The 15,117-nt window shown below is 31.6% G+C and carries 14 protein-coding genes; 8 read left to right on the plus strand and 6 right to left on the minus strand.

The window, feature by feature from the left end; all coding sequences use genetic code 11:
* Positions 1 to 7: 7 nt before the first annotated feature.
* The 4 genes from EM932_RS00845 to EM932_RS00860 all read right to left on the minus strand — a co-directional run bounded on the left by EM932_RS00845 (position 8) and on the right by EM932_RS00860 (position 4,040).
* On the minus strand, positions 8 to 676 hold the full coding sequence (locus EM932_RS00845) for an ABC transporter ATP-binding protein (RefSeq protein ID WP_135874511.1): 669 nt from the start codon (positions 674 to 676) through the stop codon (positions 8 to 10).
* Positions 677 to 694: 18 nt separating this feature from the next.
* The gene (locus EM932_RS00850; RefSeq protein WP_135874513.1) at positions 695 to 2,191 is read right to left on the minus strand and encodes a TolC family protein; all 1,497 of its coding nucleotides are present in this window, start codon (positions 2,189 to 2,191) and stop codon (positions 695 to 697) included.
* Positions 2,188 to 3,435, minus strand: a complete 1,248-nt coding sequence (locus EM932_RS00855; protein ID WP_135874515.1) for an efflux RND transporter periplasmic adaptor subunit — start codon at positions 3,433 to 3,435, stop codon at positions 2,188 to 2,190. Before EM932_RS00855 ends, EM932_RS00850 begins: the two co-directional genes overlap by 4 nt.
* 407 nt (positions 3,436 to 3,842) lie before the next feature.
* Positions 3,843 to 4,040, minus strand: a complete 198-nt coding sequence (locus EM932_RS00860) for a hypothetical protein (protein ID WP_135874517.1) — start codon at positions 4,038 to 4,040, stop codon at positions 3,843 to 3,845.
* Between the two features lie 327 nt (positions 4,041 to 4,367).
* Here EM932_RS00860 and EM932_RS00865 point away from each other — a divergent pair, with 327 nt between their 5' ends.
* The 4 genes from EM932_RS00865 (at position 4,368) to EM932_RS21340 (ending at position 7,182) form a co-directional block, all read left to right on the plus strand.
* Entirely contained in the window at positions 4,368 to 5,801 is a 1,434-nt protein-coding gene (locus EM932_RS00865) for an AAA family ATPase (RefSeq protein WP_135874519.1), read from the plus strand.
* A gap of 264 nt (positions 5,802 to 6,065) precedes the next feature.
* Positions 6,066 to 6,428 carry an Arm DNA-binding domain-containing protein gene (locus tag EM932_RS21330; protein ID WP_317129351.1) on the plus strand — a complete coding sequence of 121 codons (363 nt, stop codon included), beginning with the start codon at positions 6,066 to 6,068 and terminating at the stop codon, positions 6,426 to 6,428.
* A gap of 98 nt (positions 6,429 to 6,526) precedes the next feature.
* The gene (locus EM932_RS21335) at positions 6,527 to 6,760 is read left to right on the plus strand and encodes a hypothetical protein (RefSeq protein WP_317129345.1); all 234 of its coding nucleotides are present in this window, start codon (positions 6,527 to 6,529) and stop codon (positions 6,758 to 6,760) included.
* Positions 6,730 to 7,182, plus strand: a complete 453-nt coding sequence (locus EM932_RS21340) for a site-specific integrase (protein WP_317129346.1) — start codon at positions 6,730 to 6,732, stop codon at positions 7,180 to 7,182. Before EM932_RS21335 ends, EM932_RS21340 begins: the two co-directional genes overlap by 31 nt.
* Positions 7,183 to 7,396: 214 nt before the next feature.
* Here the strand turns inward: EM932_RS21340 and EM932_RS00875 are convergent, their stop codons facing one another.
* Positions 7,397 to 7,900: a MarR family winged helix-turn-helix transcriptional regulator gene (locus EM932_RS00875; RefSeq protein WP_135874521.1), complete on the minus strand. Its 504-nt coding sequence runs from the start codon at positions 7,898 to 7,900 to the stop codon at positions 7,397 to 7,399.
* Positions 7,901 to 8,007: 107 nt separating this feature from the next.
* On the opposite strand from EM932_RS00875, the gene EM932_RS00880 reads away from it, so the two are divergent.
* Positions 8,008 to 9,501: a serine hydrolase domain-containing protein gene (locus tag EM932_RS00880; RefSeq protein WP_135874523.1), complete on the plus strand. Its 1,494-nt coding sequence runs from the start codon at positions 8,008 to 8,010 to the stop codon at positions 9,499 to 9,501.
* Between the two features lie 7 nt (positions 9,502 to 9,508).
* On the plus strand, positions 9,509 to 10,618 hold the full coding sequence (locus EM932_RS00885) for an alanine racemase (RefSeq protein WP_135874526.1): 1,110 nt from the start codon (positions 9,509 to 9,511) through the stop codon (positions 10,616 to 10,618).
* Between the two features lie 933 nt (positions 10,619 to 11,551).
* Here the strand turns inward: EM932_RS00885 and EM932_RS00890 are convergent.
* Positions 11,552 to 12,844 carry a hypothetical protein gene (locus EM932_RS00890; protein ID WP_211344238.1) on the minus strand — a complete coding sequence of 431 codons (1,293 nt, stop codon included), beginning with the start codon at positions 12,842 to 12,844 and terminating at the stop codon, positions 11,552 to 11,554.
* Between the two features lie 1,109 nt (positions 12,845 to 13,953).
* Between EM932_RS00890 and EM932_RS00900 the strand changes: the two genes are divergently transcribed.
* A complete protein-coding gene (locus EM932_RS00900) occupies positions 13,954 to 14,160 on the plus strand; it encodes a helix-turn-helix domain-containing protein (RefSeq protein WP_135874531.1) in 207 nt (68 codons plus the stop codon).
* Between the two features lie 81 nt (positions 14,161 to 14,241).
* Positions 14,242 to 15,117 (plus strand): ABC transporter ATP-binding protein, encoded by an 876-nt coding sequence (locus tag EM932_RS00905; RefSeq protein WP_135874876.1) that lies wholly within the window; start codon positions 14,242 to 14,244, stop codon positions 15,115 to 15,117.

Here is a 15,117-nt window from a genome sequence, read left to right on the forward strand (position 1 = left end):
ATTAAAATTAATCTACTTGGCTACCATCAAATAGTCTAATGATACGGTCTGTTCTTTCTGCTTGTTTTTCATCATGTGTTACCATAATTACTGTAGTGTTTTCAGTTTCGTTTAAGGTTTTTAGAATTCCTAAGATTTCATTACCCATAGCGCTGTCCAAATTCCCTGTAGGCTCGTCCGCCAGAATAATTTGTGGTTCTCCAATAATAGCTCTTGCTATAGCTACACGTTGCGATTGCCCACCAGATAGTTGTGTAGGGTAGTGCTTCATTCTGGCACTTAAACCCACTTTTTCTAATGCGGTAATGGCTCTTTCTCGTCGTTCTTTGCCATTCACGCCTTTTCTGTATAATAAGGGGAGCTCTACATTATCTATTACAGGAATATCTGGAATAAGATGAAAACTTTGAAATATGAAACCAATTTTTTGGTTTCTTATTTGTGCTTGTTGGTTATTGCTTAAAGCGCTAACATCCATATTGTCTAACATGTATGCTCCTTTTGATGGCTTGTCCAACAACCCTATAACATTTAACAAAGTACTTTTTCCGCACCCCGATGGCCCCATAATAGATAAGAACTCCCCTTTGTCAATATTTATGGAAATATTGCTTAAAGCCAAAGTCTCAATGGTTTTGGTAAAATATGTTTTCTCTATGTTTTGTAATGTAATCATGTATAGGTGATTAAAAGATTATTTTATTTGTGTTAACGATTTGCTTGTTTCAAAATCATAGATAGTGAGTAAGCGTATTCTGTAATAGGCTTCCCAGAAATCACTTAAGGAAACAATATAGTCTTGAATAGCTTGGTCTTTTTCATTAAGTGCTACGTTTAAATTCGTAGAGCTTTCTTTGCCAAGTATGAATTTGTTTTTTGAAATGTTATAACTCATTTTGGCTATGTTAGAAGACTCGTACGCAATAATGACTTGTTGTTTGTACATTTCAAATCGATCAACCTCAGTAATAATTTCGCGCTTAAAATTGCTGGTTTCTAAATCTACCGATTGCTTTTCCAAATCTTTACGTAATTGTGCACGTTTCAATCTAGATTTAGAGCGCCCCCAATCTGCTATGGGTATTCTGAATCCCAAGGAAATAGTTTGTTGGTCTTGAGTATTAGTGTATAAGTTTTGAAATTCTGAATCAGCATTAGTAAGCCCCAACGACATTGTTAATTCGGCATTAAAACCATTTTCAGCTTTAACCCTAGCAAGTTGGCTTTCAGCTTCTAGTAATCTTCGTTTATATGCCGTTATATCTGCTCTGTTTTCCATAGCTTCTTTAAGTGCAATTTCCTCATCAACCTGTATGGGTGGAATATCTGAAGGCACTTTGAGAATCAATGCTTGATTTTTTTGTAAATCGTTGTAACCTATATACTCCAAAAGGTCTAGTGTTGCGGTTTTTTTTCCAAGATTGGCTTGTGACATTCTTTTTTTTGCATTTACAACCTGTAATTGTATTTGTAATAGTTGTTGTTTAGAAACGGTTCCTAAATCATATCGTGTGCTATCTATTTTGAAGAGTAATTTATAATTTTCGAAGTTTGTTTTGGCTATTTGGTAATTACTTTGTGAGATAAGTAAATTAAAATACCTAATAGTGGTTCCTAATGAAGTTGCTTCTTTGTCTTCAACAAATTTTTTCTTTGATTCTTCAAATTTTAAAGGTTCAATTTTTTTATTCCATAAGAGCCTATTGTAGGCAAATAGTGGTTGATTTAATCTAATACTCACTGCCGTGGCGTTATAGCGCCTAAAATCGTTGGTTAAATTATCAAATCGAGCAAGACTAGAGTTTACTGAAATACTACCTCCCGTTAAAGGGATTTCTTGGTTTAAACTCAAGCCCACTCTTGAATTTATATTATTTACCGAGAGAAAATCTATAGAACCATCCGGTTGTGTAATTGGGAGATTATCTTTTGAAAAGTTTGGTAAATTACCATCTAAAGAGAGTTGAGGTAAATAGTCTGATTTAAAGGTTTTCCAATCCCAATAACTGGTTTCTTTTTGTGTTTTGGCTTGCAAAACACTGGGCGAATTGTCTATAGCAATTTCTATGGTTTGTTTTAATGATAAATATAAGGTGTCAGGCATTTTTTGGGCAGTAGCTGTTATTGGTATACAACCTAAGAAGAGACTCCAAAAAAATAAATTTTTATATGGTATGTTAATAGTAATCATTCTAAAATTGAGATTTCTTCGTGAACAAGCTCATTTGTCATATCAGAAATTATTATTTCATCACCTTCAGATAATCCATCAGTTATTTCAACATATTCAAAATTATTAAGGCCTGTTGTTAGTTTTATTCTTTTGGCCTTGTCTCCTTTAATTACAAATGCAGTTATATTTTTACTACCATTAAAGAAACCACCATTTTTAACTATTATAGCTTGGTCTTTAAACGAGGTTATGACATAAATATCTACTTCAAGATTTGGGCGTAATAAGTCATTTTGAGAATCGTTAATAGTTACACTAAAATTTACTTGACCTTGCGTTAAACTAGGCGATACTTGATTAATAATACCTTTTATTTTATTGTCATTTACTCTAACAATGACCTCACCTCCAACTCTGACTTTTTCAGAATGTGAGTCAGAAATATTACAGTTTATTTTATATCTGCTTAAATCGGCTAATTTGGCAATGGCTTCTTCTTTACCAACTCTTTTTCCTATATCTTCATTTATCCATGTTACTACACCATCAAAATCAGCTTTTACATCTGCTAGTTCAATTTGTTGTTCTAAGCTTTTAAGCTTTTTATCTGCTATACTGGCTTCTATTCTAATATTTTCTCTCTCAATACTAATATTAGATTCTTGTTGTCTAATCTTTTTTAATAATTGGGTATATTTAATTTTTGCCACTTTTAAAGAAAGTTCCGCTTGTTTAATAGCTTCTTTGGTACCGCCTCCCATTTCCTCCAAAATTTTAGCTTCTTTTAAATCTGATTCTAAATCTTTGATGGATAGTTCTTCAATTTCTTTATTGGTTTTAAGTTCACTTAAAGTGCGGGTTAATTCAAGTTGACGCTTTTCAGTATCGTTTGTTTTAATTTGCATGTTTTCGAGTAGTTTTGCATACTCGTTCAAAATGTTTTGCTTATCGAGTAATAGAATAGAATCGCCTTTTTTTATTGCTTCGCCCGTTCTATAAAAAACATCAATTATTTTAGAGTCAATAGAACTGTTTATAACCACCTCCAAACTGGGCTCTACAGTACCTCTTGCAGAAATGGTGGCTTCTATACTACCTATTTCTGCTATGCTTATTCTAACATCACTTTTTTTAACTTTTGGTTTTAGTGTAGCCCGAAAAAGAAAAAATATAGAGACAATTGCAATCGCAAGAACAATAAGTCCTCTATTCTTTTTGAGTTGACGATTTCTAATATCTTTTGAAGCGATTTGTTTGTCCATATTAATGAGAATAATAACTTGAGTATATAATTAGTACAAGTTTTGTAAATGAATACCAACCTCTATGCCAAAAACAATATGTTGTATATCAGCATGTTGTGATTCTTTTTAAAATAACAAATGTCCATTAATGGACAATGTGTATGATGATGAACATGACATTAGTAATTGAAATATAAAAACAAAAGTCTCGGAGAGTTGAAACTCTCCGAGATTTAAAATTATCCTTATGTGCCAGTGTATAATGCCAGCAAAAAGTGAACTATTAGTAATTGATTTTTAAGAGAGTAAATAGTAATTATTTTATTCCATTAGTCTTAATTCAAATTTCGATTTTTGCGTCTCGATTAATTTTCTTATCAACGCTATTAAGATTGAAATAGCAAATTCTACATGTTCAGAGTGTTCTATTTAGCCTCTTTTTTTAATAATTCTTTATATTTTTTGAATTCAATATTTTTGTTATCTAAAATTTTTTTTATTATTGAATCAGCATGATTTTCGAACATATTTTCTTTTCCAAGAGTAAAAGTTTCTAAAGCTAATTGAGTCATTTGCTTTTTCTCATGAGTGCTTAAAATGTATTCAAATTCTTTTTCTTCCAATTTCTCAAATTGTTTACAATAATATATTTATAACAAATATACTCATATGGCATAAATATTTCTGAAAACATAAACTTTCCAGGCTATTATTCCTATAAGAAATAATGTTTCTGGAAATAGTTACCTACTAAACTTTAGTTATTCTATTTTAATACTTTGTTAATTTATTTTTCATTAGATCCATGATGTATTTTAGGAGGTTTTAATATTTATTTTCTTTAAAATTTCGCTGAATGGATAATAAAAAACAAGATTCCGCTTAATAAATAATATTAAATCGCGGAAAGTATGTATATTTGAAATGATTTAGCGTAATAGAATATAAAGATGAAAATTATAGGTAGAAAGGAAGAGATAGAAGTGATGAGCTCATTCTTAACTAATAAAAGAGCTCATTTGCTAGCTGTAATAGGTAGAAGAAGAGTTGGCAAGACATTTTTGATACGTGAGGTTTATAAGAAAAAAATAGCGTTTGAAATGACCGGATTAAAAAATGCTGATCTTAATAATCAGCTTTTAAATTTCACTCTGCAAATTAACACGTACTTCCCTAGAGAGGAACAATATAGTAAGCCTGATAGTTGGTTATTAGCATTTAATTTATTGAGTAAGACCTTAAGCTATCTTAACACGGATCAAAAACCAGTTGTATTTTTTGATGAAATACCATGGATAGCAAGTAAAAGATCTGGTTTCATGGAGGCTCTTGCACATTGGTGGAATAATTGGGCGTCACAACAAAATATTATAGTAGTAATATGTGGTTCTGCTGCATCATGGATGCTAGAACATGTAGTCAATGCAAAAGGCGGATTGCATAACCGAATTACCAAATTAATAACATTGATGCCATTTACTCTATCAGAGACAAAGGAATTTTTGGAAGAAAAGCGTATTGAAATTAGCAATTATCAAATAATTCAACTTTACCTTGCTATGGGAGGCATACCGCACTATTTGGAACACATATCTAAAGGAAAAAGTGCAGCACATAATATTCAGGAAATGTGTTTTTCTAAAGATGGCATTTTAAATACAGAATTTGAAAACCTTTATCCAGCTCTATTTGATAATGCAGGAAATCATATTAAGATAATTAAAGCACTTGCAAGCAAATCAAGAGGTCTTGAGAGGCAAGAAATTTTAAAAATAACTGGAATGTCAGACGGCGGTTGGTTTTCAAATATTCTAAACGAATTAGGAACATCAGGTTTTATTTCAACCTATGAGCCATTAGAAAAGAAAAAGAAAGATACATTATATAGATTAACAGATGAGTATTCACTATTCTATCTTAATTTTATAGAGGATAAAAGCAAATCAGGCCTAGATAATTGGATGCGAATGAGCCAGAGCCAGGAATATAAAATATGGTGTGGTTATGCATTTGAAAATCTATGCATGAAGCATGTCGATGATATCAAAAAGGCTCTTGGGATTTCAGGAGTTCAAACGAATGTTAATAGTTTTTTACATAGGAAAGATGAAACTTATGAAAAAGGATTTCAAATCGATATGCTAATAGATAGGAAAGATGATGTAATAAATATTTGCGAGATGAAATTTTACTCCGACGAATTCAGTATTAGTTCTGAATATGCTAAAAATCTTAGAACCAAAAAGCAAGGGTTAAAAGTTGTTACAAAAACGAAAAAAATGGTTTACATTACCTTTATCACGACATATGGGGTCTTGGAAAATCAAAATAAAATTGATCTTGTCGAAAATGATTTTACAATAGACATACTATTTAATAGTTGAGATGATGTTTTCTAAATATTCATATTAAATTATCTTGTTTTATAATTAATACTATTTTATATTTGCGTCGCCTTTAAATAAAGGTAAAATAAAACAAAAGTTCTTATCATTTAAGTTACCTATTCGGTTACCCAGAGTATCTAAAAAAATGTAACTATTTGATTCATAAAAACATACTGGGAAAGGCAGTCTACCTGCCACAGTGTTCTGTTTTGGTTAAAGCTTGCCAATGCCAAAAACGGAAAAGCACCGCTTTATGCCAGAATCACAGTAAATGGCAAAAGAGCTGAGCTATCTCTGAAAAGAAAACTCTCCATTTCAGATTGGGATTCTAATAAAAGTAAATTAAAAGGCCTAAGTGATGAAACGAAAATAGTTAACAATTACATCAAACAAGTCAATTCTCAACTTTTTGAATGCTATCAGAAATTAAAAACAGAAAACAAGGCAGTAACCTCTACCATTATTAAGTCTTATTTTTTAGGAGAAGGAGAAAGTCAGTGTGCTTTGACTGATATTATTGAATATCATAATGAGCATATGAAATCAACATTACGTTGGGAAACTCAAAAGAATTATTTCACTACTCATATAGTATATATTTCTTTTTCTAAAGCAAAAACATAAAACAAATGATATGTTCTTATCTGAGCTGAATTATAAATTCATTATTGATTTTGAACGCTTTTTAAGGCATCAAAAGTCTATGGGTAATATATACCATCATGAAACATATAGAACGGCTTCGTAAAATGGTTAGTCTGGCTTATAAGATGGAATGGATAGATAAAGATCCATTTATAAAGTTTGAAGCCAAATATGAAAGAAAAGAAAGAACATTTTTAACTTTAGAAGAGTTACAATCCATAGAAAAGAAAACATTTACTATTCCAAGATTACAGCTTATAAAAGACTTATTTGTGTTTAGTTGTATACAGGATTGTCCTATGGTGATGTGATGCGTTTGACAAGCGATAATGTATGTCTAGGGATAGATAAAAAACAATGGATATATTCTGAAAGAGAAAAGACTAGTATTCCAGTTAAGATTCCAATACTATCAAAAGCCTTGAATATTATTGAAAAGTATCAAACGCATCCAAATTCAATAAATAAAAAAACATTGTTTCCAACCATATCAAATCAAAAACTAAATTCATACTTAAAAGAGATAGCTGATGTTTGTGGGATAAATAAGAACTTAACGTTTCATATTGAGAGGCATACCTTTGCAACAACAGTAACATTAAACAATGGTGTACCCATAGAAACTGTTTCTAAACTATTGGGGCATTCTAAAATCACGACTACCCAAATTTATGCAAAAGTGATTGAAAGAAAGGTGAGTGAGGATATGCAGAGGTTAGAAAGAAGGTTTTAGAATACTAAACGGTAGAAAATTTTTAATTAATCATTTAAACTATAATGTACCGCATTATGTAACCTGAGATTTGGTTAAAAGCGAATGGTCTTTCTTAAGCTTCTTCAAAAAATTTCTTCTCAAAAATTTCTTTGGCAACTGTAACGGAATACTCTTTGCCCGAAGCGACGATAGGAGCGAAGTGGGAATGTGTATGGAATGGTCAACCATAGTACTATTCACTATCGAAATGTAATGTCATTTTTTTCAATAACTCTGAAAGTTTTTCCTTTTCAATTTTATTTAACATACTTATAGATTCGTCTGCTTCATTAAATCGAATTTCAATAGCTTTATCAATCAATTTTATTCCTTTTTTTGTCAAACTAGCATTTTTAATCCTGCCATCATTTGCATCAGGAGAACGGTATATCAAATCTAATTTTTCCAACCTATCTAATAAAGCTGTCATAGCACCAGATGTAATTAATACATCTTTCATTAATTGTTTAGGAGTAAGTTCAAAAGGCTTCCCAGAACGTCTTAAAGTTGCTAAAACATCTAGATCTGTATAGTGAATGTTATTGTCCTGTAGCGCTAAACTGGCACTTTTTTCTAAAATTTTTCCTAATTTCAATATTCTACCAACTATTAACATTGCTGAAGCATCTAAATCTGGTCTTTCTTCTTTCCAATCAATAATTAAATTATCTAATAAGTCCTTTTTGTTTGCTATCATTTAAATAAAAATTAATAAATATATCTTTATATAAAGATATATTTTGTATTATTGCTTAAGCTATCTTGATGTAAAGATAGTTTAAAAAATAAATCAATTACAATTTTATGAAAGAAGAAGGAAAGTATTTAACTATTTCTGTAAAACTATTGAGTATACTACTGATAGTGCTTTGTGTACAAAGTTGTGCTTTAAAAACAGGAAATAAAGACGAAAAACACTCTAAAGTTCATGAACAAGATTCTATTGAAAAACCTGAGAGATTAGTAACAGCAATGGTAGAAGAGCTCATGAAGTTACGAGATATACCACCAGGAATGTCAGTTGCTGTTGGTCTTAAAAACGAAATTATCTTTTCAGAAGGATATGGATATTCAAATTTAGAAACAAAAAAGCCGGTTACTCCCAAAACACAATTTAGAGCTGCATCCGTATCTAAAATAATAACTGCAACTGCATTGGCAAAATTGGCGGAAGATGAAAAACTAAATTTTAATGATTTAGTAAGTAAATATATTCCAACATATCCTCAGACAATTGACTCTGTAACCATTAAACAATTATCAGGGCACTTATCCGGAATTCCTCATTATTCGAATAATGATAAAATTGAAAATCGCCATTATACTACTGTTGAAGATGCTTTAGGGGTTTTTTCTCATACGCAACTATTACATAAACCTGGTGATAAATACAAGTATAGTACTCATAGTTACACCTTATTATCAAGAGTTATGGAAAAAGCATCAAATAAAGATTTTCTTAGTCTTTTAGAGGATGATTTATTTAATTCCTTAGGTATGGTATCTACGGGGCCTGATATGCGTAAAAATCCTGGTGTAGAAATGACAGAACTATATAGTTTTAATGAAAATGGAATTAATAGAGGACTTCCTATAAAAATCAACAATCCTGAAGACCCTAGCTACAAATGGGCTGGAGGAGGATTAATTTCCACACCGACAGATTTAGTGAAAACGGCGAATTCTTATATGAATGGGTTTATCAAAAAAGATATTGTCGATATGATGTTCGAAACACAAAAACTAAATTCTGGAGAGGAAACTGGTGTGGGAATAGGCTGGCGTCAAAATTGGGATATGGACAATCGAAAAGTATATGAACACGCCGGTGGTATGGGCGGTGCTCGTAGCATAATATGTCTCTTTCCAAATCAGAAATTAACTATTTCTATTATGGGAAATGCAAAAAGGCCTAGGCGTATAGAAGAAACTGCTCATATGCTTGCTTTGCCGTTTTTGACATTCCCCTCTCCTTCAGTTCAACCTAAAGGTGTTGTTAAATTAGAGATTACTATGAATAGTAATGGAGAGAAGATTAAAAAGCATGGAACCCTTCTATTAGATGGTAAAAAGGACCATCTTATTATAGATAATGAGATAACCTATAAGCTCATCTACATGCAAAGAGAAAATAAGTACGCATTAATACATCCCCACGGAATATTGTATACAGAAATCTCATTAAGTAATGGTATTGTTTCTGGTAAAACAATGTATTATAAAAGTCCTAATATTACCAAACCATCAGAAAATCTACCTTTATTTGAATTTAATGGTGATTTAAAAAGCGAAAACTAAAATAAGTATGAAAGATTGGTATGAAATAGAAGGTATTGAAAAAATTGATTCTCCTTCTATTGTCTTATACGAAGAAAACTTGATGTATAATCTTCATAAAATAGTTTCTATGGTAAACGGAGATACTTCATTGCTTATGCCGCATATCAAAACAAACAAAATGCCGAAAGTAATAAATGCTATGATTTCCTTAGGTATTAAAAAATTTAAAGCGGCTACTATTGCTGAAGCAGAAATTGCTGCAAGTGAAGGCGCGGATAGTATTTTAATAGCACATCAATTAGTCGGTCCAAAAATTGAACGCTTTTGTTCTCTATTTCGACATTTTCCTACTACTACCTTTTCTACAATAGTGGATAACATCGATTCAATTGAAAAGTTGAATAAAGAAGCAACGAAGCAGATCCTGAAAATAGATATCTATATTGATATTAATAGCGGAATGCATCGTTCTGGTATTGAAATAGGTTTTGAATTGGATAAACTCATTCAAGAAATACCAAAATATACTTCACTTAATTTCAGAGGCATACATGTGTATGATGGGCATTTAAGAGCTACTGATTTTCAAAAAAGAAAAAGTAACATAGAAAGTGAATTTAGACCAATCAAAGTTTTATTTGATACACTAAAGCAAGCGTATCCAGATATAAAATTAATATGTGGAGGCACACCATCGTTCACATCACATATAACTGAAGAGCATCGAATTACTAGTCCAGGAACTTGTGTGCTTTGGGATTGGGGTTATAGTGAAAAACTAAAGGAACAGGAATATAAATATGCAGCTTTATTAATATGTCGCGTTATTTCAAAGCCTAAAAGAGGCATCATAACTATTGACCTAGGACATAAATCTGTAGGTTCAGAAAACCTTATTAACCAAAGAGTTAAATTTTTGAATTTAAAAAACTATGAATTAATTTCCCAAAGTGAAGAACATGGAATTTTACAAGTAAAAAATTGGGAAAATATAAAGGTTGGTGATGTTTACTATGGAATTCCATATCATATTTGTCCAACAATAAATTTACACGATGATGTTTCTGTAATTTCAAAAGGAAAGAAGATAGATCGTTGGAATATTACCGCTAGAAAAAGAAAAATTACTTTTTAAAGTATGGAAACTTGTCCTTAGAAAACTTTGGTCAAAACACGTAACAAATCTAATTATCCTGTGGATGATTAGATTTGTTGGCGAGGAGAAAAAGCTGCAATGAGCGTACATATTTTAGAGGTCTAGCAATACATATTCTTATCAATAATAAGATTTAAAGCTTGTTCAAGAATCTTAACGAGTTACAATGTTTTCTAAAATATAGCGATTGAGCCGTAATTATTTCCAAAGTTTTATGCAGCCTTGATTTATTAATAGTAACGATTTCAAATTCCAGTTCTAAATGTTCTTAAACAGCTCAAATCAAAAAAGGTTGAATAACAGCACAATTAGAGCAAGAGTATAGAAATTTATTTTTCTTAAATTTTATACTCTTACGGAAACCTTTACGAGAGTACTGAATATTAGAATTAAACGAGAAGTAAAAACACGAATGATTAATGACCCAAGTACAAAGGCTTCTTGTGAAGTACTAAACATTTGGGGAAATTTTACATAATATAGAATTATAGCTATCAAATAAACCTAAGAAGTTAATAAGCTGTAATTTCTTTTAACATAACTGTTGACGATATAGACCCAAAGGCACTATATCTAAAATTATGTGTAAATAGCCCGAAAAACGACTATACTGAATTACTATAAATTTGTACTATAACGTACCGCGTTATGTAACTTGAACTTTGATTAAAAACGAAAGTTGTTACTACAGTTTCTCTAAAGTTTCTTCTACGATTTTAATAAAAACACTTATTATGCGACGATGTGTGGAATGACTATAATATTGACTAATATTCTTACTTTAATTATGAATTAACTTTGTTATAAGATACATTCAACATAACTCCTTTTTTGTAACGGCTTACACGTTAAAGTTTCAAATTAGTGCTTTCGTACTAGCAAATTTTATTATCCAACAGCCAAAAAAGATTGCTATTCACCAACCTTTAATCGACGCGCTCTAATACTGGTGCCATTACCATCGCCTGACCATGAGCCCCAAACTGCAAATAGATTGCCATCTGGTGCAGCCGCAATAGCGGGAAAGACTTGATAGCTATCTGAGTTGCTATTTACTATAAACACATCTCCAATGAGTGTGCCAGTGGCTAACAAACGTCTCCCATATATTTCATCAGTACTGTCATTTGATGAAGCATCGCCTTGCCAAATTACAGCAACTCCACCTTGATTGTCATTGGCAATTCCAAGATTTTGATTTCCGCTGGTATTTTGGCTAAGTATAATTTCTCCAGTTAATGCGGTGCCATCACTGTTGTAGATTCGTGCCGCGATATCACTAGCCAAAGTTTTAGCGCTGCTGCATTTATCTGGATCTTCAAGGTGTTCCCAAACAATCACAAACTTTCCGTCTGCTAGTGTTGCAATATCTGGATTTTTTTGATCACAGATTTCGCGCGTGTTCACTTGCTCTTCCATGGTCATTAATGCAGTGCCTTCACTACTAAAACGTTTAAAAACAATTGCAATTCTTTCGCTATCAATATTTAGACTTTCCCATACCACGATAAAACCACTGGGGGTATCTGCGATTCTGGCTGTATTTTGCCATCCATCTATAACCGTATTTACCCGAAATTCGCCGTTACTTATGTCATTAAATTCATCATCGTAAACTCGAGCGTATATTTCACCTGCCTTTCCATCCTGGTCCGAACTCTCCCAAATAATCATCAAGTTACCATTGCTGTGATACGCCGCATAGGCTAGGTCTTGATTGGAGTTGGTTTCTTCATTAATCCTAAATTCGTCACTAACTTCATTACCAGAGCTATCATATCGTTGGGCATACACGCCAAAGCCACTACCATCTTGATCTTTGCTTCGCCATAAAATGATATGTGAGCCATCATCTGCAACCGCAACGGTTGGCTGGCTTTGAGCCAACTTGGTTTCTGTGTTTACCACAAATTCATTGCCCCATTTGGATCCATCTGAATTATATCGCTGAGCCACTACGGCATGTCCATCTCCATCCTGTCCTGCACTTTCCCAAACCACGATAGCCTTACCATCTGGAGCAATAGCTACTTTGGGATAGTTCTGATTATCCTCTTTATAGGAATTAACTTGAAAGTCATTACCAATAAAAGAGTAAGTAGCACTACTTTCCTCGCCATTCTCCTCATTATCGTCTTTATCTACCGCGTCAATATCATCTTCATCGGCCATCTCAACATTGTCTTTAGAGCAGGAAGTGAACACAAAAATAAGGCATATAACAAAAATTAATCTTTCCATAATTATTTAATCTAATAGATTTGGTTTCGATAAATTTTGTAAATAGTATTCATAGTTGTGTGTCGTTCGTCGAAAAATCGACGAACGTACTGAAATTATTGCAGTTCATCGATTGGTTAATATTTGGAAACAAAATAGTTTCATGGCTATAATTTCACAAATAAGCTAAACATTTCAATTAATAACTTAAAAAGATGTTTTAATATTTAATCATCCACTGGATAATCAAATATTAAAAATGTACTATAATATTCTGCGTTATGTAACTTTGCTTTGGTTACATCATAAAAATAGAAGGTCTAGTAGATCTTTTATTTTTTGAGCGAGTTGTGGCGGTGGCAAAGTTGTTACTACTGTTTCTTGAAAAAATTTATTCTAAAAGTTTCTTCTACAATGTTAATGGAACACTTTTTATGCGACGACGTAGGAGGGAAGCATAATGTGAGTGGAATAGATTAAATACTAAGATCTCTGTTTATTAATCAAAACAATAATTAATTATCGTAAAACAATAATTAATTACTATATTTGCATTATACATTAAAAATCACTCAAATGAATAAAGCAAAATCTATTGCAAAAATCTTATTTTTTACAACTCGGTTTTTAGCAATTATCTATTGTTGTATTACCGTCTATTCAATACTATGTCTAAGTACAGGTTTATCTACAACTATACATAGTGTTAATCAAACATTAGATATTTTATACCCATTTACACAAAACTCAATACTTAGTATTGATAATAATTTGACGTATATGATTTTTGAGTTTATTACACCTCTTAGTCTTTATAGTCTCTTCTTTTTTTTATCTAGTAAAGTCTTTAAAGCTTTTTATCAGCCAAAGTTGTTTACACAATATGGAATAACTCAACTCAAATTATTTTACCTCTCAAATATTATGATACCTATACTAATTACTTTACTCTCAAGTATTTTTATAGAAATAGAATCTTATATTTTATTATTAATAATTGTCCATTTTGTACTAGGCATATTTGCATATTTTATTCATGAAATATTCAAACAAGGACTGCAATTACAAAATGAACAAGACTTATTTATTTAATCATGCCAATTATAGTAAACATTGACGTAATGCTAGCCAAGCGTAAAATGCAAAGTAAAGAGCTGGCAAAAAGATTAGATATTACACCTGCTAACTTATCAGTTCTTAAAACAGGGAAAGCAAAAGGAGTTCGCTTTGAGACTTTAGAAGCTATTTGTAGAGTACTTGAATGTCAACCAGGGGATTTGCTTGAGTATGTAGAAGAATAACCATCACACATAATATATGATTTTTAAAATGCACCTAATAGGAGCATAGATTTTTAGTGCCAAATTTTAATTGAAAATATGATAAATACGCTTAAAATACACAACTTAAAGAAAACCTATTCAAATGGGGTAAAAGCTATTGACAATGTATCCATAGAAATACAAAATGGTATGTTTGGATTATTAGGTCCAAATGGAGCCGGAAAATCGTCTTTAATGAAGACTATAGTTGGTTTGCAAAAACCTGATGATGGCAGTATACTATTTAATGATGCAGATGTAATTGAAGATTCAGAATTTCTAAAAAAGCAATTGGGCTTTCTTCCTCAGTATTTTGGAGTATACCCCAAAGTATCTGCATTTGATTTGTTATCACATTTAGCCATCCTGAAAGGGGTTCTAAACAGTAATGAAAGAAAGAATCAAGTCTTAGCACTTCTTGATAAAGTTAATTTATATGAACATCGTAAAAAAAACGTACATACCTTTTCTGGAGGAATGCGCCAACGATTTGGAATTGCACAAGCTTTATTGGGCAACCCTAAAATAATAATAGTAGATGAACCTACGGCTGGATTAGACCCAGAAGAACGCAACCGTTTTAATAGCTTATTAAGTGAAATAGGAGAGGATATTATAATCATTCTATCTACGCATTTGGTAGAAGATGTGCATAACTTATGTTCTAAAATGGCGATTATAAATAAAGGAAATATCCTAATTCAAGGTAGCCCTACAGATCTTATCAAAGAACTAAATGGCAAAATTTGGAAGAAGCAAATTCATAAAAATGAACTTGATGATTTTAACGCCAATTTTAATGTGATTTCTTCACAATTTATAGCTGGAAAAATGAATATTCATATACTATCTGATACTCCTCCATATGATGGCTTTGAACCTGTCAATACATCTTTAGAAGATGTTTATTTCTCAACTTTACTTAAAAACGAATAG

Origin of the sequence: Flavivirga rizhaonensis (assembly GCF_004791695.1) — a bacterium.
GTDB classification, from domain to species: domain Bacteria; phylum Bacteroidota; class Bacteroidia; order Flavobacteriales; family Flavobacteriaceae; genus Flavivirga; species Flavivirga rizhaonensis.

Excerpts from the sequence above, each read along its gene's own strand:
- EM932_RS00845 (WP_135874511.1), bottom strand. The coding sequence starts at position 676 with ATGATTACATTACAAAACATAGAGAAAACATATTTTACCAAAACCATT.
- EM932_RS00850 (WP_135874513.1), bottom strand. The coding sequence starts at position 2,191 with ATGATTACTATTAACATACCATATAAAAATTTATTTTTTTGGAGTCTC.
- EM932_RS00855 (WP_135874515.1), bottom strand. The coding sequence starts at position 3,435 with ATGGACAAACAAATCGCTTCAAAAGATATTAGAAATCGTCAACTCAAA.
- EM932_RS00865 (WP_135874519.1), top strand. The coding sequence starts at position 4,368 with ATGAAAATTATAGGTAGAAAGGAAGAGATAGAAGTGATGAGCTCATTC.
- EM932_RS21335 (WP_317129345.1), top strand. The coding sequence starts at position 6,527 with ATGAAACATATAGAACGGCTTCGTAAAATGGTTAGTCTGGCTTATAAG.
- EM932_RS00875 (WP_135874521.1), bottom strand. The coding sequence starts at position 7,900 with ATGATAGCAAACAAAAAGGACTTATTAGATAATTTAATTATTGATTGG.
- EM932_RS00880 (WP_135874523.1), top strand. The coding sequence starts at position 8,008 with ATGAAAGAAGAAGGAAAGTATTTAACTATTTCTGTAAAACTATTGAGT.
- EM932_RS00885 (WP_135874526.1), top strand. The coding sequence starts at position 9,509 with ATGAAAGATTGGTATGAAATAGAAGGTATTGAAAAAATTGATTCTCCT.
- EM932_RS00900 (WP_135874531.1), top strand. The coding sequence starts at position 13,954 with ATGCCAATTATAGTAAACATTGACGTAATGCTAGCCAAGCGTAAAATG.